The sequence below is a fragment of the Ruegeria sp. HKCCE4148 genome, assembly GCF_017872495.1.
Lineage (GTDB): Bacteria > Pseudomonadota > Alphaproteobacteria > Rhodobacterales > Rhodobacteraceae > Ruegeria.
The window spans coordinates 61,421-82,668 of the sequence record NZ_JAEDOS010000012.1 but is presented as its reverse complement, the minus strand read 5'-3'; the positions used below and the strand labels follow the sequence as shown (position 1 = coordinate 82,668).

The following is a 21,248-nucleotide window of genomic DNA, read 5'->3' as shown; positions in this document are numbered from 1 at the left end:
ATTGTTACTTTTTCCCTGTTTGAGTGGTATGCCAATAAATGCCAAAAAATCAAGCAAAAGGAAAAAGGCAGTATATGAGCTTTGACATGAGCGTCACCATGCAGACGATTGCGGAACTCCGCGGAGTGACTAAGACCTTCGGGAATGTGGTCGCTGCCAAAGACCTGAATCTTTCCATTGGGAAAGGAGAGTTCCTGTCGTTCTTAGGCCCATCTGGTTGCGGCAAAACCACTGCACTTAGGATGCTGGCGGGTTTCGAGAAACCAACCGAAGGTCAGGTGTTGCTCGATGGCGAAGTCGTCAACGACTTGGATGCGCACCATCGCCCAGTCAACATGGTGTTTCAGCACTACGCTCTTTTTCCTCACCTGAGCGTGTTCGACAACATCGCGTACGGCCTGCGCCAACAACGACCACGCGTAGACAAACAAACAATCGCGACAAAGGTTAAGCAGGCGCTGGAAACTGTCCGTCTGGGTGGGTTTGGCCCACGTCGAATCTGGGAGATGTCTGGTGGTCAGCAGCAACGCGTCGCTTTGGCGCGTGCGATCGTAAACGAGCCCAAGCTTTTGCTGCTCGATGAACCAATGGCTGCTCTGGATCGAAAGCTTCGAAAAGAAATGCAGTTTGAACTGCAGAACCTGCAACGACAACTGGGAATAACTTTTGTCCTCGTCACGCACGACCAAGAAGAAGCGCTTTCAATGTCCGACCGAATTTGTGTGATGGAAGGCGGCAGTATTGTGCAAGTAGGCAGCCCACGCGAACTCTATGACATGCCCCGCAGCCGTTACGTGGCTGGATTTGTTGGCACCTCGAATTTCTTTGATGCAACTGTGACTGACGCAGTAGCCGACCAAATCACTGTGCGTTTAGCGAGTGGCCAAAAGGTGCACGGAACTCCGGAGATTCCAATAGATGCAGGGCAGGAAGTGTGCGTCAGCATCCGTCCTGAACAGATAGCGCTGACCCGCGCGCTGCCCGCAGCTGAAATTGCTCTGCCAGTTACCATTCAAAATCGGATCTTCCTTGGGGAGCACACAGAATACCTTGCGCGCAACGAAGCACTGGGTGATTTCCACGTACTTGTGCCAAGGCAAGCGGAATTGAACGAGGGGACGTTCAATGCAGGAGAACAGGCCTTTGTTTCATGGGGCGAAGGCGCACTGCTGATCCTGGAAAATTAACAAATCCCGCAGTCCAACAACAGAGAGGTTCACAATGACCAAGGATAATGGGACTATTTCCAAGCAAAAGTTCATGGAAGAGCTTCGCCGGTACCAAAAGGGTTCGGTCACACGGCGACATTTTTTGGGCGTGACAGGTCTTGGGATGGCAACGGCCGTTCTGGGCACGGCTATGCCTGGGTTGCGTCCACGCCCGGCATTTGCTGCCGGAGACATTGGCGACCGAGTGATCCTCGCCACGTGGCCGAACTACCATGACGAGATGAACTTCGAAGCCTTCACGGAAGCCACTGGCGCTCACGTTCAGGTCAATGTTTTTGGCTCGAACGAAGAGATGTTGGCAAAACTGCAAGCCGGAGGGTCTGGCTGGGACGTGTTCGTTCCAACCAATTACACGATCACTACGTATGTGGGCGAAGATCTGATCATCCCGCTCGATACGTCCAAACTGCCAAACTACGACGCAGGTTCATTCGAACAGCGCTTTTCAGATGCCGGCTCTGTCGATGGCCAGCTTTACGCGGTGCCGAAAAACTGGGGCACGACCGGCTTTGCAGTGAATACTAGTAAGCTTGACGGCGCTCCGACTCCAACCACATGGAAAGAGTTCTGGGACCTTACTATGGAAGGTTACTCAGGTCGGACAATGGTGCATGATTACCAACTCACCACCATCGGTAATGCCCTGAAATACTTCGGCTACTCCTTCAACTCGGTCGATGAGAAGGAACTGGCGGATGCCGAGAAATTGTTGCTGGATGCTAAACCGCATCTGTTTGCAATCTCGTCGGATTATCAGCCACCGATGCGTAACGGTGACGCGTGGATGACGATGTGCTGGACAGGTGACGGCAAGCAGATGAATGTGGACATGCCTGAGATCGCCTACGTTCTGGGAGCCGAGGGCGGTGAACTCTGGTCCGACTACTACGCTATTCCTAAGGGCGCACCCCATATGGATGCCGCTTATGCCTTGATCGACTTCCTGCTGAACCCGGAAGTTAATGCGAAAGAAGTCCTCGCTCATGGCTATCCATCGGCTGATGCTCGCACCAATGCGTTGCTGCCAAAGGAATTGCTGGAAGATCCGATCCTTTATCCGGCAGCTGACCTTTTGAATGCGCTCGAGTTTGGCGCGGCGGCTACGCTAACCGATCCAAACCGTGCCGAGTTGCTCGCCCGCTTCAAGTCGGCCTAAGCGGCAAGGCCGCAATATCGGAAAAGACGAGGACAATATGACCAAACGAGGCAGAAAAGCACTGTTGCTGGCACCGGCAGGAATATGGCTTTTGGTAATGCTTGCCCTTCCACTACTGGTCGTCTTCGTCTTTTCCTTTGGCGAACGGGGTGCCGCCGGAGGCTATGTTCCAGCGTTCACTTTGGAACAATATGCCAACCTTCCTGCGCGATGGACGGCGTTTAAGAACACCTTGATCCTTGCACCTCTGGGGACTATCGCTGCGTTGGTAATTGCCTACCCGCTCGCCTACTTTCTTGCGGTGCGTTGTTCACCAAAGTGGAAAACTTCGCTGTTGATCCTGGTGATCGTGCCGTTCTGGACATCGATCCTGATCCGGTCATACGCATGGATTTTCATCCTTGGGGGGCGTGGCTTGCCCGCTTTACTGGAGTCGATCGGCATCGATGATGTCCGCCTGATAAATACGCCGTTCGCTGTGCTTGTGGGGATTGTCTATGGGTATCTACCTTTGATGGTTTTCCCAATTTTTGTAAGCTTGGACAAACTGGATAAACGCCTTCTGGAAGCCTCAGCGGATCTCGGCTCCACTCCGTGGCGTACGTTCCGTCAGGTAACACTTCCTCTGTCGGTACCAGGTATCGCAACTGGCTGCATGCTGGTCTTCATCCTACTCATGGGCGAATTTCTGATCCCAGCGATCTTAGGTGGCGGAAAAGTGTTTTTCGTCGGAAATGCGCTGGTGGACCTGTTCTTGCAGTCTCGAAACTGGGCGTACGGTTCGGCGGTCGCAATGACGCTGGTTGTCGTAATGCTTGTCACTGTCTCAATTTACATGAAATTCATCTCGCGCCTGGGTGGCCAGCGCGAAGATGTCTCGCTGATGTGAGGGTCCGATGCGTTTTTACGCGACTTGCGTCTACCTTTTTCTCTATATTCCAATCGGCATCATCGCGCTTTTCAGCTTCAATGCCGGACGACACGCAAGCCAGTTCATGGGGTTCTCGACCCAATGGTATGGCAAAGCGCTCAACAACCCATTTGTTATGGACGCGCTCGAGACCAGTCTGCTTGCGGCATTCATAACTGCTTGCCTCGCATCCACACTCGGAACCATGGCCGCCATCGCTTTACAAGGGGTTAAGGGATGGCTCCGAACTTTGTTCGATGCGATGATTTATATTGCGATAATGATACCAGGTATCGTCATCGGTATCGCGACACTCATTGCCCTGGTCACCGTATTCGGCTGGCTAAACCCGCTTCTTGTGAGCCTATGGCCCGATGGAGCAAATCCCCCACAACTTTCCATGGGGATGCCCACTCTTGTCGCCGCACACACCATGTTCACAATGGCGCTGGTCATAATCATCGTACGTGCAAGGCTTTCGGGTATGGACCGTGCCCTCATGGAAGCCTCAGCTGACCTCTTTGCGACGCCCTGGGGCACCTTTCGGCAGGTGACCCTGCCGTTGATAGCACCGGCAGTTTTGGCGGGCTTCCTGCTCAGCTTCACTTTCTCATTTGATGATTTCATCATAGCGTTCTTCGTAGCTGGCTCAGAAACAACCCTGCCTATCTACATATTCTCATCCATCCGACGCGGCGTAACGCCCGAGATCAATGCCATCGGCACTATGGTTATGGGCGCGTCGCTCTTGTTGCTCGTTGCAGCGCAACTGCTTTTGCGCCGAGGCGCCTCAAAATCGAATAGTTAAATAAAGGAGCCAAGTGAAATGCGGCTTGCAGGTAAAGTCGCGCTCGTGACGGGCGCGGGATCAGGAATTGGTCGGGCGGGTTCAATGGCAATGGCACAAGAGGGTGCGCATGTTGTGGTAACGGATCGCGATGCAACTCTTGCTGAAGACACTGTGGCCGCGATCGTTGCGCAGGGGAATCAAGCATCTGCCCTACAGCTTGACGTGACTGATGACGATGCCCTTACCAAAGCCATAGACGAAGCAGTAAAAAACTTCGGTCGGCTTGACGTGTTGCACTCTCATGCTGGGTTGCAGATCGAAGGAACGCTGGAAGAAGTGGAACCAGATGGAATGGATGCATCTTGGGCATTGAATGTCCGCGCTCACTTCATTGCCGCGCGCGCAGCCGTCCCCCATATGAAATCACAAGGTGGAGGCAGCGTGATCGTCACGGCCTCCAATTCTGGGGTTCAATACGACCGGGGGATGATCGCCTATGCGACTACAAAGCACGCAGCTGTTGCGATGGTTCGGCAGATGGCAGCCGACTACGCTGTCCATGCAATCCGTTTCAATGCCCTTTGTCCAGGATTTGTAGACACCCCCTTCAATGCAGGCTTCGAAAAGCAGATGGGTGGCCGTGCCAAACTGGAAAGCTACATCGAGCAGGCGATCCCTATGAGTCGGTGGGCGACAGTTGAAGAGATTGGCCATGGGATCGTCTATTTAGCTTCAGATGAATCCGCTTTTATGACGGGGCAAGCCTTGGTTATCGATGGCGGTGAATGCATTTAGTGATGGGTTAGACCGCTCAAGAGAATGTCTATCGCCGCACTTCATTTTTGGCGAGCACATTTCAGTCCGCTTTGGGCTCAAAGCGGACCTTCGATGCGGCTGTCGCAGATGGCCGCTTTGGGCCGATCGCTCTTGATAGTTGTTTGGGTAAACTGAAGAAGTTGGACCCGCCGTTAGTCTAAAGCTCTGTAGGCCGTGGCATTGCGTACGTTCTAAGGACGATCATTCTGTTTCTGAAGACCGCGCCCACAAATTGATATCTTCTTCCGAACTGATTTCATCGATCTTTTTCAACTCGTCAGCGCTGAAGTCGAGATTATCAACAACGCCTGCGCAATCTACGATTTGTTCCGGGCGGGACGCACCAATAAGGGCGGTCGTCACGCGCCCACTTCTGAGCACCCAGGCCAGGGCCATTTGCGCCAGGGTCTGCCCGCGTGCCAAAGCCATTTCGTTCAGAGCACGGACACTTGCCAGAGACCGCTCGTTGATCATTCCATCAAGCAGTGACTTTCCTTGTGTAGCACGGCTGCCATCCGGAATATCGCGTAGGTATTTTGACGTTAGAATGCCTTGTGCCAGTGGCGTGAAAGCAATCGATCCCACCCCAAGATCGTCCAGAGTATCGAGTAAACCGTCACGCTCCACCCAACGGTTGAGCAGATTGTAAGAAGGTTGGTGAATCAGACAAGGTGTCCCAAGGTCGTTGAGAATTTTTACCGCCTCGCGCGTGCGTTGGGAGTTGTAGCTCGAGATACCTGCGTACAGCGCGCGACCCGACCGTACGATATGATCCAACGCGCCCATCGTCTCTTCGAGCGGGGTGTCAGGGTCAAAGCGGTGGGAATAAAAGATGTCGACGTAATCAAGCCCCATGCGCGCGAGTGATTGGTCACAGGACGCGATCATGTACTTGCGCGACCCCCATTCTCCGTAGGGTCCCGGCCACATGTCGTAGCCGGCTTTGGAGGAAATGATCAGCTCATCCCTGTAACCCGCGAAATCCGTTTTGAGGATCTCGCCAAATGCCTCTTCGGCTGAACCGGGTGGTGGACCGTAGTTGTTCGCCAGATCAAAGTGCGTGATCCCATGATCAAACGCGGTCCGACACATGGCGCGCTTGATTTCGTGTGTGGAGTCTGCGCCAAAATTATGCCAAAGGCCCAGGCTGACAATAGGAAGCTTCACACCAGACCGCCCACATCGCCGATACACCATCCGCTCATAGCGGTTCGGCTCCGGGGTGTAAGGAATGGGTTTTGGTTTTGGCGGTCGTTGAGCTTTGGTCATGCGCACATAATCAATGGATTGTTGAGCCTGTCAAACGGATCACCTCCTGCAATATCGACGTGAGTTTCCAGCCGTCCTGGTGGATAGCCTTGGCTGACCGACTATGTGCCTTCAAAGGTGATCGGATTCTGAACGATAGAGAACCGCCGAAACCGTCCTCCAAACGTGAATTCTGATTTGAACTGTGAATTCAACGCTCGGTTATGAAGGACAGTCCAGACACGAGTTGTTTCAAGCCAAGCGCCGCACCGGCGAAGATGGCAGCGAATGTTACAGGCGCGCTGTAAGCCAAAAGTGAGAAGGCAGATATACCTTGTCCGACGCTACAACCGACCGCGATGATCGCGCCTGGCCCCATAATCGCCGCGCCGAGCATCTGGCGCTTGAGTTCACGTGGATCCTCGCATGCTTCCCATCGGAAATGACCTTTGGACCAGGACCCCAAAAATGCACCAATGAGAACGCCGGAGACTGATCCGACCGCAAAGGACAAAGTGTTTCCGGAGGCTGTCATAAGGTAGAATATTGTGTCGCCAAGGGGCGCAGCGAAGGTGTGGGTTTGAACTGGCTCACCATCGAAACCATGCGTCGCAACCCAATTCGTGCCGAGCCACCCAGATACGATCGCCAGCCCAACCACAGATCCCCAAAACACCTGTGCGGGATTGCGGCGGAAGCGCTGGTTTGCCAAGGCGAAAATCATCAACGCAACGCCAATGACCACGCCAATGAGCCAAGCTGGGATAGAGGTCAGTTGTTCGGCAAGGAAGCTAATGCTCTGGGGGCCTTCAAGATCCATTTCCTCGGGGAAGACCCAAACGCGCAAATATGCAAGGGGCCCGGACATGACAACGTAAGCAGACAGACCCATAATCAAAACGATGACGAATGATCGAAGGTCGCCGCCTCCAAGCCTTGCCAGCGCGCCATAGCCACAGTTTCCGCTGATGGCCATTCCGTAACCGAACATGAGACCACCCACGATCGACCCAAGTGGGTTCCAGGTCTGTGCAAGATACCTTGTTCCAACAGGGTCCAGCCACCCTAAAGCCATGGCTGAGTGGCTGCCGACAATTGCTACGCCGATCGCAATTGCCCACATGCGCAGCCGCCGGTCATCATCTGCGTAAAGGTAGTCCTCGATTGCACCCAACGTGCAAAAACGGCCAATGCGTGCGGCCAAGCCCAACACAATACCACCGATCAAACCGATCAGGGCGACGGTGTTGGCGTCTCCCAATGCTTCAAACATTGCCAGTCTCCTCCCAAAGCTGGCGGGTATTTTGGCGGCTTCTACTTCTCCCTGCAGAATAGATCGTAAACGACTTCCAGGATCTGTGTCGATCGATCATCCGCCAATCTGTAGTAGATCGTTTTCCCCTCGCGTCGTGTTTTGACCAAGCCCTCAAAGCGTAAGCGAGAAAGTTGCTGAGAAACGGCGGCCTGGCGTGCCGAGAGCATTTCTTCCATCTGCGTGACAGATTTTTCACCCGAGGACAGGTAGCATAAGATCATAAGGCGCCCTTCATGGCTAATTGCCTTGAGGAAACTCGACGCCGTCTGAGCATTCTCCATCATTCTGTCCAGGTCTTCTGCGCACATGTCCTTTGTGAACACTGGCAGTTTCGATGGTTTGTCCAACAAGATTGCCTCGCTTTCTTGGCTTCACGCATTCATAACAGTTTATGTAATGCGCCGCAGATTATCCAGAGGTCTCAATCGATATCCCCGCGTCACGCAGCAAAACGCCCAGCAACCCCCAGAAAAAATCTTCGCCGGGATAGCCTTCGATCCGGCCGACCTCTTGGCCATTGTCCAGCAGAACAAAGGTTGGCGAGTAGTAGAGAGGGCGCTCCAATGCGACGCCGTCAGGCATAGCCGCGTGGAGATCGATGCGCTGAAGTGGAGCGGCATGTCCTTCTGGTGTCTTGGGGTAAATCTCCGAGATTTCGGCGTCCCAACGTGCGCACCACATACACCCATCTTCCTCGGCCATCAAAAGCGTTATTTCTGCCCGTAAAACCACAGGAGAAACAAGCAACGTGATTGCAAGCAAAAGCAGAAGTAGGTGACGCATCTCAAGCTCCGATTGACCGCAGCGACATATTTTTATTATTTTGAATGTGTGAATGATAGCGTGCCAGGACAGATTTGACCATGCTCGACATTACATTTGCAGGAGCTTTGGTCGCAGGACTGTTGTCTTTCCTGTCGCCCTGCATCCTACCTATCGTGCCGTTTTATCTTAGCTATCTGGCCGGCGTCGGGATTGATCAGATATCTGCGGGTTCTACAATTCCCAGCGGCGTTCGTCGCAAGGCAACGCTTTCTGCGATAGCATTTGCAGCCGGGATCATTACGATCTTCATGGCGCTGGGTGCGACGGCTTCGATATTCGGGCAATTGGTACGAGAGTATTTTGACATCCTGCGTTGGATCGCCGCGGCCATCATCATTGTGATGGGCATGCATTTCTTGGGGATTATCCGCATCGGCTTCCTTTATCGCCAATTTCGAGCGGATGTTGGTGATACATCAAATGTAAGCCTTGTTGGGGCATATGTTCTTGGATTGGCGTTTGCTTTTGGCTGGACACCCTGTGTTGGGCCGGTGCTCGCCGCGATCCTGTTTACAGCGGCCGGAACCGAAACGGCCTGGCGTGGAGCGGTGCTTTTATTCGTCTACGGGGTTGGAATGACCGCACCGTTTGTTCTGGCAGCCTTCCTGGTCCGCCCCTTCATGCAATGGATGGCACGGTTCAGAAAGCACTTGCCCCTCATCGAAAAGGCAATGGGTGGCTTTCTGGTGCTCTTCGGCATCCTCATCGCAACCAACTCCATCAATCACGTCGCACAATGGATGCTCGACCATATGCCTTGGCTGGCAGCCATTGGTTAATTCGGGAGGAAGACATGAAACGAGTTTTGTCAGTATTGATCGCTTGTCTGATCGGCGGGGCAGTTTTCGCCGCTGAACTGGGCGACGACGGTTTGCATAAAACGCCGTGGATGCGCGACACGTTCAAAGACCTTCGTGAGGATCTTGAAGAGGCGTCAAGCGAAGACAAGCGGTTGGTTTTATTCATTGAGCAACAAGGCTGCATCTATTGCAAGAAAATGCATGAAGAAGTGTTCCCCCAGCCTGACCTTGCAGCGTTCATCGAAGAGAATTTCTTTGTCGTCCAACTGGATTTGCATGGCAGCACCGCAGCCATCGACTTTGACGGGGAAGAAAATGAGCAAAGAGCGCTGATGCGAAAATGGGGGATTCTGTTCACCCCGACGCTCGTATTTCTGCCGGAAGAGGTGCCAGAAGACGCTACAGCCATCGATGCTGCGGTCGCTGTTATGCCCGGAGCGTTCTCAAAGGGAACAACCTTAGACCTTTTCACCTGGGTCGAGGAAAAACGATATGAGCTTGATAATGGTGAAGATTTCCAACGTTATCATGCGCGGCGCATTCAAGAGCGAAACAATGTTTCTCAGGATTGAGTGCTGCCGTTATAAATAAAAAATTCATTATTATGAATTTAATGTTGCGACAACCGGTACTCGTCGACTACGGTACACAAAGGCTTTGGGTCGCAAGGCGCCGTCGGCGTGTTAGCAAATGGGAGGGATCATGAAGCTGAGACTCTTAACATTGGTCTGCGCAATGACAGGCGTTGCCGCATTTGCGGCAGAAACAGACCCGCAAGACGTAACCTATGACGACTATGGTGCCATTGAGGCTTCGTTGACCGGTGCTGCTGGCGACGCGGCTAATGGCGCGCTCATCGTTGGGGACAAGTCAAAAGGCAACTGCGTCGCGTGCCACGCGGTTTCGGCTTTGGCCGACATCCCGTTCCATGGCGAAGTTGGTCCAATGCTGGATGGCGCCGGTGATCGTTGGACCGAAGCAGAACTTCGCGGATTGGTCGCAAATGCCAAGATGACGTTCGAAGGCACGGTGATGCCTGCGTTCTACAAGGATGACGGCTATATCCGCCCGGGCGACGCCTATACCGGAAAAGCCCCAACCGCGCCTTTGACGTCGATCCTGACAGCACAAGAAATCGAGGATGTGGTCGCGTTTCTAGCGACCCTGAAAGAAGAATAGCTGCGCTTTCAGGCGCGGATTTTCGAAGAATCAAAGGAGATTGAAAATGGAACTCTCTCGCCGCGAGACACTGGCCCTTGGGCTGGGCGCCGCGTTCCTGACAATTATGCCGCTTCGGGCAAATGCAGCTGCTGAGGATGCCATTGCGGCATTTACAGGCGGGGCAGATGTGGCCGACGGCGGTGTTACATTGACTGCACCGGAAATCGCAGAAAACGGTAATACTGTACCTATCGAAGTCAGTGCTCCGGGCGCAGCTGCAATTCTCATCGTGGCTGCAGGTAACCCCGAACCGGGCGTTGCAACCTTCAATTTCGGTCCGTTGGCTGCTGAGCAAGCCGCATCAACCCGCATCCGTCTTGCCGGAACGCAGGATGTCATTGCCGTGGCGAAGATGGCAGATGGCAGCTTTGCCAAAGCGTCTGCGACCGTAAAAGTGACAATCGGCGGCTGCGGCGGCTGATCGCCACGCGCGCCTCGAAGAACAGGAGATTAATCAATGGCTTCCGGTGTAAAACCCCGCGTCAAGGTTCCAAAGACAGCCGCTGCTGGCGAAACCGTTACGATCAAGACATTGATCAGCCACAAGATGGAAAGCGGCCAGCGTAAAGACAAAGAAGGCAACGTCATCCCGCGTTCGATCATCAACCGTTTCACTTGCGAGTTTAATGGAGAAATGGTGGTTGATGTGACGATGGAGCCGGCGATTTCGACCAACCCGTATTTCCAGTTCGAAGCGACTGTGCCCGAGGCCGGTGAGTTTGTCTTCACTTGGTACGATGATGACGGCTCTGTCTACGATGAGAAGAAAACGATCGAGATCGCCTGACGGCTCGACCACTAAGGCAGATCAGCGCTGGTAGGAGGAACTGGCGCTGATCCACCAAGGGAGGAACGCAATGAATACCAAGGCACTTACGGCGATCGCGGCAATTCTGGTTTTCCCGGCTGCAGCGATGGCTGGACCGGACGAAGACAATTTGGTGATCAATGATGAGTTGGACATGACTTCGGTTACCGAAGCTCCGGCACATCTGGAAAATTTGGACACGATCTATTCGGGTTGGCATTTTCGCACGGATGAAACGCAAGCGCTTCAAATTGATGACTTCGACAATCCTGCAATGATCTTCGTCGATCAGGCCGCCGATCTCTTCGAGACCGTTGATGGCGCCGCTGGCGAGAGCTGTGCCTCATGCCACGATGGGGCGGAAAGCTTCAAGGGATTGCAGGCGTCCATGCCGAAAGTGGATGCCGAAACTGGTAAGCTGGTCGTCATGGAAGATCTGATCAACAAGTGCCGCACGGACCGCATGGAAGCCGATGCCTGGAAATGGTCCGGGGGCGATATGCAGGGCATGGTCGCTTTGATCGGTCTGCAATCACGCGGGATGCCAATGAATGTCGCGATTGATGGCGATGCCGCCCCGTATTGGGAACAGGGCAAAGAGATGTATTACACCCGCTATGGTCAGCTGGAGCTTAGCTGCGCCAATTGTCATGAAGACAACTGGGGCAACATGATCCGTGCCGACCACCTGAGCCAGGGCATGATCAATGGGTTCCCGACATATCGTCTGAAACAAGCCAAGCTGATCTCGCGCCACAATCGTTTCCGCGGCTGTATTCGCGATACGCGGGCGGAAACTTTTGCCGAAGGATCGGACGAGTTCCGTGCGCTTGAGCTCTATGTGGCCTCGCGTGGCAACGGGCTTTCAGTCGAAACTCCAGCAGTACGTCAATAACGAACGACCCGCGTGGGCAATGTCCTGCGCGGGATTTTCAGGAAAATAACATTCACACATTTATATGTGTTACAGGAAAGCGGATAGATGATTTCTCGACGTGACTTCTTGCAGGTTTCAATGGCAGCCTCGGCTCTTTATGGGGCGTCCGGGTTTGGCAACTGGGCCAAGGTTGCTGCGCAGCAAAGCCTCACGCAGGATCAACTGCTGGAGTTCGAGACCTTCGGCAATATCAGCCTGATCCATGTCACCGACATCCACGCGCAACTCAAGCCGATCTATTTCCGTGAACCTGAGATAAACTTGGGTATTGGCGATGCGCGAGGGCAGATGCCGCATGTCACAGGGGCGGCGTTCCGCAAGGCCTACGGGATCGAAGATGGAAGCCCGTCGGCCTATGCGCTGACCTACAATGATTTCTCTGCGCTGGCCAAGACCTACGGTCGGGTCGGTGGATTGGACCGGGTCTCAACTGTCATCAACGCCATTCGTGCCGACCGTCCTGATGCCCTTTTATTGGATGGGGGCGATACCTGGCACGGTTCTTACACCTGCTATCAGACGGCCGGTCAGGACATGGTCAATGTCATGAACGCTCTGAAACCCGATGCTATGACCTTCCATTGGGAGTTCACGTTGGGCAGCGACAGGGTTAACGAAATCGTCGAAGGTTTGCCCTTCGCGGCCTTGGGTCAGAACATCTTTGATGCCGAGTGGGACGAACCTGCAGAATTGTTCCAACCCTATAAGTTTTTTGATCGGGGCGGTGCAAAGGTCGCCGTGATCGGGCAAGCGTTTCCTTACATGCCAATCGCGAACCCAGGCTGGATGTTCCCAGAATATTCATTCGGTATCCGGGATGAAAACATGCAGGCCATGGTGGACGAGGTTCGCGATGCCGGTGCCGATGTCGTTGTCGTCCTCAGCCACAATGGTTTTGACGTGGATAAGAAGATGGCAGGCCGCGTGCAAGGGATCGACGTGATCCTCAGCGGTCACACGCATGACGCCCTGCCCGAGCCGGTTCTGGTCGGTAAAACGCATATCATCGCGTCTGGCTCGAACGGCAAGTTCGTCAGCCGCGTGGATCTCGACGTGAGGGACGGGCAGATGATGGGGCTGAAGCACAAGCTGATCCCGATCTTCTCGGACGTCATCGCTCCTGATCCTGCGATCACTGCTCTGATAAATGATCAGCGCGCGCCTCACGAGGCTGCGCTGAGTGAGGTGATTGGCAAAACGGATTCGTTGCTCTACCGCCGCGGCAATTTCAACGGCACCTGGGATGACCTGATTTGCGATGCCCTGATCAAAGAGCGTGAGGCAGACATCGCGATGTCGCCTGGCGTCCGTTGGGGACCCTCAATCCTGCCGGGGCAGGACATCACGCGTGAAGACGTCTGGAACGTCACATCGATGTCGTATCCCAATGCCTATCGCACAGAAATGACGGGCGAATTCATCCATGTGATCCTTGAGGATGTCGGTGACAACCTGTTCAATCCCGATCCCTACTATCAGCAGGGCGGCGATATGGTCCGTGTCGGTGGGCTTGGCTACCGCATCGATGTGACCAAACCACAAGGGCAGCGGATCAGCGAAATGACCCTGCTCAAAACGGGTGAAGCGATTGATCCGTCGAAAACCTACGTCGTGGCTGGTTGGGCCAGTGTCAACGAAGGCACTGAAGGCCCGCCGATCTGGGATGTCGTCGAAAGCCACATTCGCAACCTTGGCACCGTAACGGTGCAAGAGAACACCAGTGTCGATGTTGTCGGTGCTTAAGAAACAGATGGAGACCTAAGAGATATGGATGACGCGTTCAAACCGTCCCGCCGGGCCTTCCTGAAAGGCAGTGCAGCGGTCGCCGCAGGATCAGTTGCGGGTGCGGCAGTGGCAGACACGCCCGATCCTCTGATAACAGAGCTGCAGGATTGGGCGTCTTACACAGGTGCCGGTGTCGATGAGTCACCTTATGGCATGCCGATCAGTTTTGAATCCCATGTTGTGCGCCGCAACGTGGAATGGCTGACCGCCTCTCCGATTTCGTCGATCAACTTTACACCAATCCACGCGCTTGATGGCACGATCACTCCGCAAGGTTGCGCATTTGAGCGTCATCACTCGGGCGCGATCGAGTTGCGCAAGGAGGATTATCGTCTGATGATCAACGGGCTGGTCGATCGCCCGCTTGTATTTACTTACGACGACATCGAGCGGTTCCCGCGCGAAAACCATGTGTATTTCTGCGAATGTGCGGCGAACACCGGTATGGAGTGGGCTGGTGCTCAACTCAATGGCGTCCAGTTCACCCACGGCATGATTCACAACATGGAATACACCGGCGTTCCGCTGCGGACGCTGTTGCAGGAAGCAGGCGCTGATATCTCACCCGACAAATGGGTCTATGTTGAAGGCGCAGACGCGTCATCCAATGGCCGCTCCATCCCGATGGAAAAAGCACTGGATGACGTGTTGGTGGCTTTCAAGGCAAATGGTGAAGCGCTGCGCATGGAGCACGGATATCCTGTGCGACTGGTTGTTCCTGGCTGGGAAGGCAACATGTGGGTCAAGTGGCTGCGCCGGATCGAAGTCGTCGATATGGCGGTCGAAAGCCGTGAAGAAACATCAAAGTACACCGATGTCTACGCCGATGGCACAGCCCAGAAATGGACTTGGGTGATGGATGCAAAATCCGTCATTACTTCACCCAGCCCGCAAATGCCCATCAAACACGGACCGGGACCCTTGGTCATTTCCGGGCTTGCCTGGTCAGGCCACGGGCAAATTTCGCGGGTTGATGTGTCCAAGGACGGTGGGATTACCTGGGAGACAGCGCGTCTTGGCAAGCAGGGCGACAGCAAGGCTTTGACGCGCTTCTATCTCGACACGAACTGGGACGGAGCACCAATGCTTTTGCAGGCCCGGGCGATAGACGAAACCGGCTATGTTCAGCCGACCAAAGACCAACTGCGCGAAAAGCGCGGAGAGAACTCGGTCTACCACAACAACTGTATCCAGACTTGGTACGTGAGCGCAGAAGGGATCGCTGAGAATGTCGAAGTCTCTTAGTCATGTTTTCCTGCCCGTATTTGGCGGCACAGCGTTGGTGCTTGCGGCGGCTGTGGCTATTGCGAACCGGAATTACGGCCAATCGCAGATAGAAACCCTGGAAACCCGGATCAGCCAGGTTGAGGCGCACGCAGCGAAAGCCCAGGAAAACGCGCAAGCAGAGGCCAGCCGGGCTGCCGAACTGGTGGCCAAGGTTGAAGAAATCCAGACAGCGGCGGCCGAGCGGGTCGCAACCGGGATGAACCTGACCGCACCCGCGCCCAGCCAGGATGGCACTTATGGGCTTGGACGTCCTGCTCTGGAGGAAGAGATCGCGGCATGGGACGTTGACGTCTTGCCCGACGGGCGTGGCTTGCCGGTTGGATCAGGCGATGTCTGGACCGGAGAAGAAGTGTTTGTCGACCGTTGCGCGTCTTGTCACGGCGAGTTTGCCGAAGGTGCCGACAATTGGCCTGTTCTGGCAGGTGGTTTCGATACACTTGCAGATGAAGATCCTGTAAAAACCGTTGGGTCCTATTGGCCGCATTTGTCCACCGCCTGGGATTACATTTCTCGGTCGATGCCGTTTGGTGAAGCGGGCACGCTGACAGCGGACGAGACATACGCAATTGTCGCCTACATCCTTTATTCCAATGATCTGGTGGATGACGATTTCGTTCTCAGCAACGAAAACTTCGCCGATTTCGAGATGTACAATATGGACGGTTTTGTTGTCGATGTTCGACCCGAGACGGAATACGCGGAATGGCGAGAAGAGCCTTGCATGGAGAACTGCAAAACAGAGGCATCGGTTACTATGCGTTCTGTCTTTCTGGTTGAGACGCCACCAGAAGGCGGTTCGAATTCGGTCATGAATGAAGCCAGCGCGGACGGGTTGCCGACGTTCACGGCGGAAGGGCCCTCGTTCATTCCAGCCGCAGCGCCAAAGCCTGAGGAAGAGGCCGCCGCAACACTGGCTGTTCAGGAAATCGAAGAGTCTGACCAATCAGCGGACCTTCTCGCCGCCGGAGAAAAGGTCTTCAAGAAGTGTAAGTCCTGCCATCAGGTCGGTGAAGGTGCAAAGCATAGCACGGGACCAGCGTTGAACGGAATTATTGGGTCCAACGCAGGGTCGGTAGAAGGTTTCAAATACTCCAAAGCTATGAACGCTGCGGCCGAGACAGGTCTCATTTGGACTGATGAAGAAATGGCGGCCTTCCTGACAAAACCCAAAGACTACATGAAAGGCACGCGCATGTCTTTCGCCGGGCTTAAGAAACCAGACGATATTGAAGCTGTGATCGTCTACCTAAAGTCGTTCGGAAGCTGATCATGCGGTGGTCGTTCCTTTTAACCTGCGCAACGGTATTGGTTTCGATCGCTCCATCGACCCACGCAACAGAAGACCTTGGCGACGCGGAAGCAGGGAAAGTGGTGTTCGCCCAATGCCAAGGCTGCCATCAGGTCGGCGAAGGAGCCGAAAACAAAATCGGGCCGCACTTGAACGGTGTTTTTGGGCGTAAGGCCGCAGGACTGGAGGGTTTCAACTACTCCAAGAGCCTTGTGCGCGCGGGCAACTCGGGTCTGGAATGGCACGCTGACACACTGTCCGCCTACATCGAAAATCCACGCGCATTTGCGTCAGGCACGAGGATGAGTTTTCGCGGTTTGAAGGACCCGGAAGACCGAGCCAACGTGGTCGCCTATTTGCGGGCGTTTTCTGACAATCCTCAGGACATCCCAGAAGCGGACCCAACGGCGAAAGGAACGGATCATTCGATCGATCCCGCGATTCTGGCGATACAAGGAGATCCTGAGTACGGCGCATATCTCAGCAGCGAATGTACAACATGCCACCAGATCGAAGGAGGCGATGAGGGCATTCCTTCGATTGTGTATTGGCCTGACGAAGACTTCGTAGTCGCTATGCACGCTTACAAGGACAAACAGCGGCCACATCCAGTCATGCAAATGATCGCCGGGCGGCTGAGCAATGACGAGATCGCGGCATTGGCCGCATACTTCAATAATCCAGAGTGAAAGTGCCTAAGGGGAGGAAACGCGATGACACTCAATAGACGAGTATTTCTTGGAGCCGCCGGGGTCGTGGCCGCCGGGCTATCTGCTCCGATGGTGCTGGCTCAAGGCAAGCCCCGAGTAGTGGTTGTTGGTGGCGGTGCGGGCGGTGCAACTGCCGCGCGGTACATCGCAAAGGACAGCAAAGGAGAGGTCGACGTGACGCTGATCGAGCCGTCTCGGACCTATTACACCTGTTTCTTCTCAAACCTTTATTTAGGAGGTTTTCAGGAGCTATCGGACATCGCTCACAGCTATGGCACGCTTGCCGCGAACTACGGTATCAACGTCGTGCATGATTGGGCCACTGGGGTCGACCGCGATGCCAAGACGGTTTCCTTGGCGGGTGGCGGGTCAATTCCCTATGACAAGCTGATTCTAAGCCCGGGTATCGACTTTGTAGATGGAGCGGTCGAGGGCTGGGACGTCTCGGCCCAGAATAAGATGCCGCATGCTTATAAAGCTGGTTCACAGACAGAGCTTTTGAAAGCGCAAATCATGGCAATGCCCGAAGGTGGTACCTTCGCGATGGTCGCTCCTCCTAACCCCTTCCGTTGCCCGCCTGGGCCATATGAGCGGACTTCGATGGTTGCGCATGTTTTGAAGAAGAATAATCCGACAGCAAAGATCATTGTGGCCGACCCGAAGCCAAAGTTCTCGAAAATGGCGTTGTTCCAAGAAGGCTGGGGAAACAACTATGAAGGAATGGTTGACTGGATCGGCGAAGATTTCGGCGGTGGCAATGTATCCGTGAATCCGGATGCAATGACGGTGACCATCGACGGCGAAGAGACAAAGGTTGATGTCTGCAATGTAATCCCAGCGATGAAAGCCGGCCGCATTGCGGAAATGGCAGGAGTAACCGACGGCAACTGGGCACCAGTAAACGCTGCGGACATGTCCTCCAAAGCCGATCCGGACATATATGTTCTTGGTGATGCCAGCCAGCAGGGTGACATGCCGAAATCCGGGTTTTCGGCAAACAGTCAGGCGAAAGTTTGCGCGAACGCCGTGCGAAGTGCGTTGACCGGGTCTAAAGTATTCCCGGCCAAGTTCTCGAACACATGTTGGTCGCTGATCGATACCAATGATGGCGTTAAGGTTGGCGCAACCTACGAGGCGACACCTGAGAAGATTGCCAAAGTTGACGGCTTTATTAGCCAGACCGGAGAAGATGCCGACCTCAGGAAAGCAACTTACGAAGAGTCTCTTGGTTGGTACGCCGGTATCACGTCGGACATGTTTGGTTGAGGCAATCGGGGGCTTTGACCGGTGTCAAAGACCCCGATGATCAATCTGAGAAAATGCGGTTCAGGAGGAGGACTAAAACCATGAAACACTTTATCGCCGCGGCCGCGTTTTCCACTGTTCTGGCGAGCCAAGGGCTTGCAGAAGAGATCATCACTACCCCCTTCGACGGTAGTTTTGATGACGCGACATTTGCAGTCGAGTCCGCGATTGTGGGACAGGGACTGGTCATCGACTATGTGAGCCATGTTGGGGAAATGCTGAATCGAACAGGCGCAGATGTTGGCAGCGACAAGCAAATATTTGCGGCCGCGGATATCTTCATTTTCTGCTCGGCAAAAATCTCGCGCGAGGTCATGGAAGCCGACCCAATGAATATTGGCTTCTGCCCCTATGGGATTTTTGTAGCCGAAGACGACAATGGTGTGATGGTTGGATACCGAAGCTATCCTGATGGACCAATGCAAAAGGTTCAGACCCTGTTGTCCGGGATCGTAGAAGAAGCCGTTGGGAACTGAAATGAACTACCAGCAGTTTTTTCGTGGTCAACTCGACCAGCTTCAAGAGGAAGGGAACTACCGGGTCTTTGCGGATCTCGAAAGGCAGTGTGGCGCGTTCCCGACAGCGCGTAGCTACGCGGAAAATGGTCCCGAGAAAGTCACTGTGTGGTGCTCTAATGATTATCTGGGGATGGGTCAGCACCCCAGTGTTATTGTAGCAATGCACAAGGTGATCGATGAGTGTGGTGCCGGGGCAGGCGGAACGCGGAATATCTCTGGAACCACCCACCAGCATGTTTTGCTCGAGCAGGAGCTTGCTGACTTACACGGCAAGGACGCTGCATTGCTGTTCACCTCCGGGTACGTCTCGAACTGGGCTGCTTTGGGAACCTTGGCGTCTCGCATTCCTGGCATCACAGTCCTGTCTGACGAGTTGAACCATGCCTCGATGATCGAGGGCATTCGCCACAGTCGGTGCCAGAAGCGTATCTGGAAACACAACGACGTGGCGGACCTTGAAAGGCACCTTGCTGAATTGCCTGCCAATGCACCGAAGCTCATTGCGTTCGAAAGCGTCTATTCCATGGATGGCGACATTGCACCAATTGCCGAGATCTGTGATCTGGCGGATCGCTATGGCGCGATGACCTATTTGGATGAGGTTCACGCCGTAGGGCTTTATGGACCGCGCGGCGGAGGCATTGCCGAACGCGAAGGCCTGATGGATCGGCTAACCGTCATTGAGGGGACATTGGGCAAGGCGTTCGGCGTAGTTGGTGGATACATCGCGGCGTCGAAAGAGCTGGTGGATTTTGTCCGATCCTTTGCCAGTGGTTTTATCTTCACCACTGCATTGCCTCCCGCCGTGGCCGCAGGAGCTGCCGCTTCGGTTCGGCACCTGAAGCAAAGCAATTCGGAACGACATTTGCACCAGCAGCGCGTGCGCGAGGTACGAGACAGGCTGGACGATTTGGGCATTCCGCATACACCGAACCCAAGTCACATCATTCCGGTCATGGTCGGCGATCCGGTCAAGTGCCGCTTCATCTCTGACGTGCTGATGCGTGACTATGGAATCTACATCCAGCCGATCAACTATCCAACCGTCCCCAAGGGAACGGAACGTCTACGGATTACACCTTCCCCAGTGCATTCCACCGAAGACGTGGATCGACTGGTATCTGCTTTGGGTGAATTATGGACGCAATGTCAATTGGCCCGCAGGCCAATGGCCGCGCAATGACAATGACAGCTTGACCGAAGACAAGGACGCGCAAGCAACGAAGTGAGAGTTTCTGTTGATGGAAAGGCTCATCGATTTGTTGGGAGACCCTGGCGCTTTGGCATTTGGCGGTGCGCTTGTTGGTATCCTGTTCGGCGTGATGGCCCAGAAGTCTCACTTTTGTTTGCGAGCGTCGACCATCGAAGTCGCCGAAGGCGAGCTTGGTCCTCGCCTGGCGGTTTGGCTGATCGCCTTCACCGCAGCGCTCACCTTAGTACAGGCCTTTGTCGCGTTTAAGTGGTTGAACCTTTCCGAGACACGCGCGATCGCGTCGACGGGCAGCCTTAGCGGAGCAATAATTGGTGGGGCGATGTTCGGCGTTGGAATGGTTCTGGCGCGCGGGTGTGCATCTCGCCTGTTGGTATTGGCCTCCTGCGGTAATCTGCGCGCCTTGATTACTGGATTGGTTTTAACCTTAGTGGCTCAGGCTGCTTACACGGGCGTTCTTAGTCCTGCCCGCGAATTGCTTTCCGGGATCTGGACTGTCTCAGGAGGCGCCTCGAGAGATCTTTCAGAAATACTTGGATTTTCACCAGTGGCTTATACAGCCGTTGCAGCTTTGGGGTTGGTTTCGGCAATTGCATTTGCGTTCCACCGGCGAGTTGCGCCTATCAGGATCATAACAGCCGCCGGCGTTGGTTTGGCGGTGGCGCTTGGCTGGTTGATGACATTTGCGATCGCGCAAGCATCTTTTGACGTCGTGCCCGTGTCGTCAGTCACATTTACCGGACCGGCCACGGATACACTAATGAGCTTGGTTGCGGAGAGGAACGTTGTTTTGTCTTTTGGTATCGGCCTTGTTCCAGGCGTAGCAATTGGTGCCGCAGGCTCAGCCCTAACTGCAGGGGAGTGGAAGATCGAACGGTTTGGCCCGGATACTCCGATGGAACGCTACCTTGTTGGAGCTGTCCTCATGGGGTTTGGAGCCATGCTGGCCGGGGGTTGCGCTGTGGGCGCAGGGCTTTCGGGAGGGTCCGCCCTGTCATTGACGGCGTGGCTTGCCGTTTTCTTCATGTGGGTAGGAGCGATCAGCACGCATAAGTTATTGAGGCGAATACCTGTTCCTCAAACGTCCTGA

23 protein-coding genes are annotated in these 21,248 nt (G+C 54.5%); 19 read left to right on the top strand and 4 right to left on the bottom strand.

The window, feature by feature from the left end; all coding sequences use genetic code 11:
* Positions 1–74: 74 nt before the first annotated feature.
* Genes I9187_RS20105 through I9187_RS20085 form a run of 5 tightly spaced genes read left to right on the top strand, consistent with a single transcriptional unit; the run spans position 75 to position 4,880 of the window.
* Positions 75–1,187 carry an ABC transporter ATP-binding protein gene (locus I9187_RS20105; protein WP_171237916.1) on the top strand — a complete coding sequence of 371 codons (1,113 nt, stop codon included), beginning with the start codon at positions 75–77 and terminating at the stop codon, positions 1,185–1,187.
* A 34-nt stretch (positions 1,188–1,221) separates the two neighbouring features.
* Positions 1,222–2,385, top strand: a complete 1,164-nt coding sequence (locus I9187_RS20100) for a spermidine/putrescine ABC transporter substrate-binding protein (protein ID WP_171176818.1) — start codon at positions 1,222–1,224, stop codon at positions 2,383–2,385.
* Between the two features lie 37 nt (positions 2,386–2,422).
* On the top strand, positions 2,423–3,274 hold the full coding sequence (locus I9187_RS20095; protein ID WP_171236886.1) for an ABC transporter permease: 852 nt from the start codon (positions 2,423–2,425) through the stop codon (positions 3,272–3,274).
* A 7-nt stretch (positions 3,275–3,281) separates the two neighbouring features.
* Positions 3,282–4,103, top strand: coding sequence for an ABC transporter permease (locus I9187_RS20090; protein WP_209940308.1), 822 nt, complete (start codon positions 3,282–3,284; stop codon positions 4,101–4,103).
* 18 nt (positions 4,104–4,121) lie between these two features.
* Entirely contained in the window at positions 4,122–4,880 is a 759-nt protein-coding gene (locus I9187_RS20085; protein WP_171236888.1) for an SDR family NAD(P)-dependent oxidoreductase, read from the top strand.
* A gap of 222 nt (positions 4,881–5,102) precedes the next feature.
* On the opposite strand, the gene mgrA is transcribed toward I9187_RS20085, so the two are convergent.
* The 4 genes from mgrA to I9187_RS20065 form a co-directional block, all read right to left on the bottom strand.
* Positions 5,103–6,170: an L-glyceraldehyde 3-phosphate reductase gene (mgrA, locus tag I9187_RS20080; RefSeq protein ID WP_171181860.1), complete on the bottom strand. Its 1,068-nt coding sequence runs from the start codon at positions 6,168–6,170 to the stop codon at positions 5,103–5,105.
* 190 nt (positions 6,171–6,360) lie between these two features.
* Positions 6,361–7,422: a YeeE/YedE family protein gene (locus tag I9187_RS20075; RefSeq protein WP_171181858.1), complete on the bottom strand. Its 1,062-nt coding sequence runs from the start codon at positions 7,420–7,422 to the stop codon at positions 6,361–6,363.
* Between the two features lie 41 nt (positions 7,423–7,463).
* Complete coding sequence (locus I9187_RS20070) at positions 7,464–7,772, bottom strand: metalloregulator ArsR/SmtB family transcription factor (protein WP_170514663.1); 309 nt, start codon at positions 7,770–7,772, stop codon at positions 7,464–7,466.
* A 100-nt stretch (positions 7,773–7,872) separates the two neighbouring features.
* Positions 7,873–8,247 carry a hypothetical protein gene (locus I9187_RS20065; protein WP_171181856.1) on the bottom strand — a complete coding sequence of 125 codons (375 nt, stop codon included), beginning with the start codon at positions 8,245–8,247 and terminating at the stop codon, positions 7,873–7,875.
* Between the two features lie 80 nt (positions 8,248–8,327).
* Between I9187_RS20065 and I9187_RS20060 the strand changes: the two genes are divergently transcribed.
* The 14 genes from I9187_RS20060 to I9187_RS19995 all read left to right on the top strand — a co-directional run bounded on the left by I9187_RS20060 (position 8,328) and on the right by I9187_RS19995 (position 21,248).
* Complete coding sequence (locus I9187_RS20060) at positions 8,328–9,068, top strand: cytochrome c biogenesis protein CcdA (RefSeq protein WP_171181853.1); 741 nt, start codon at positions 8,328–8,330, stop codon at positions 9,066–9,068.
* Positions 9,069–9,082: 14 nt separating this feature from the next.
* Complete coding sequence (locus tag I9187_RS20055) at positions 9,083–9,661, top strand: thioredoxin family protein (protein ID WP_171181886.1); 579 nt, start codon at positions 9,083–9,085, stop codon at positions 9,659–9,661.
* Positions 9,662–9,791: 130 nt separating this feature from the next.
* Positions 9,792–10,268, top strand: coding sequence for a sulfur oxidation c-type cytochrome SoxX (soxX, locus tag I9187_RS20050; RefSeq protein ID WP_171181851.1), 477 nt, complete (start codon positions 9,792–9,794; stop codon positions 10,266–10,268).
* Between the two features lie 46 nt (positions 10,269–10,314).
* Entirely contained in the window at positions 10,315–10,731 is a 417-nt protein-coding gene (gene soxY, locus I9187_RS20045) for a thiosulfate oxidation carrier protein SoxY (protein ID WP_058275041.1), read from the top strand.
* Positions 10,732–10,767: 36 nt separating this feature from the next.
* Positions 10,768–11,097 carry a thiosulfate oxidation carrier complex protein SoxZ gene (soxZ, locus tag I9187_RS20040; RefSeq protein WP_170380046.1) on the top strand — a complete coding sequence of 110 codons (330 nt, stop codon included), beginning with the start codon at positions 10,768–10,770 and terminating at the stop codon, positions 11,095–11,097.
* A 70-nt stretch (positions 11,098–11,167) separates the two neighbouring features.
* The gene (gene soxA / locus I9187_RS20035; protein ID WP_171181849.1) at positions 11,168–12,013 is read left to right on the top strand and encodes a sulfur oxidation c-type cytochrome SoxA; all 846 of its coding nucleotides are present in this window, start codon (positions 11,168–11,170) and stop codon (positions 12,011–12,013) included.
* A gap of 87 nt (positions 12,014–12,100) precedes the next feature.
* Positions 12,101–13,798: a thiosulfohydrolase SoxB gene (gene soxB / locus I9187_RS20030; protein ID WP_171181847.1), complete on the top strand. Its 1,698-nt coding sequence runs from the start codon at positions 12,101–12,103 to the stop codon at positions 13,796–13,798.
* Positions 13,799–13,822: 24 nt separating this feature from the next.
* Entirely contained in the window at positions 13,823–15,085 is a 1,263-nt protein-coding gene (soxC, locus tag I9187_RS20025) for a sulfite dehydrogenase (RefSeq protein ID WP_171181845.1), read from the top strand.
* The gene (locus I9187_RS20020; RefSeq protein WP_171181843.1) at positions 15,069–16,394 is read left to right on the top strand and encodes a c-type cytochrome; all 1,326 of its coding nucleotides are present in this window, start codon (positions 15,069–15,071) and stop codon (positions 16,392–16,394) included. The genes soxC and I9187_RS20020 overlap by 17 nt, the downstream gene beginning before the upstream one ends.
* A gap of 2 nt (positions 16,395–16,396) precedes the next feature.
* Entirely contained in the window at positions 16,397–17,104 is a 708-nt protein-coding gene (locus I9187_RS20015; RefSeq protein ID WP_171181841.1) for a c-type cytochrome, read from the top strand.
* Positions 17,105–17,128: 24 nt separating this feature from the next.
* A complete protein-coding gene (locus I9187_RS20010) occupies positions 17,129–18,391 on the top strand; it encodes an NAD(P)/FAD-dependent oxidoreductase (protein ID WP_171181839.1) in 1,263 nt (420 codons plus the stop codon).
* An 80-nt stretch (positions 18,392–18,471) separates the two neighbouring features.
* Positions 18,472–18,906, top strand: a complete 435-nt coding sequence (locus I9187_RS20005; protein ID WP_171181837.1) for a DUF302 domain-containing protein — start codon at positions 18,472–18,474, stop codon at positions 18,904–18,906.
* A gap of 1 nt (position 18,907) precedes the next feature.
* Entirely contained in the window at positions 18,908–20,131 is a 1,224-nt protein-coding gene (hemA, locus tag I9187_RS20000; protein ID WP_171181835.1) for a 5-aminolevulinate synthase, read from the top strand.
* A gap of 58 nt (positions 20,132–20,189) precedes the next feature.
* Positions 20,190–21,248 (top strand): YeeE/YedE family protein, encoded by a 1,059-nt coding sequence (locus I9187_RS19995; protein WP_348540158.1) that lies wholly within the window; start codon positions 20,190–20,192, stop codon positions 21,246–21,248.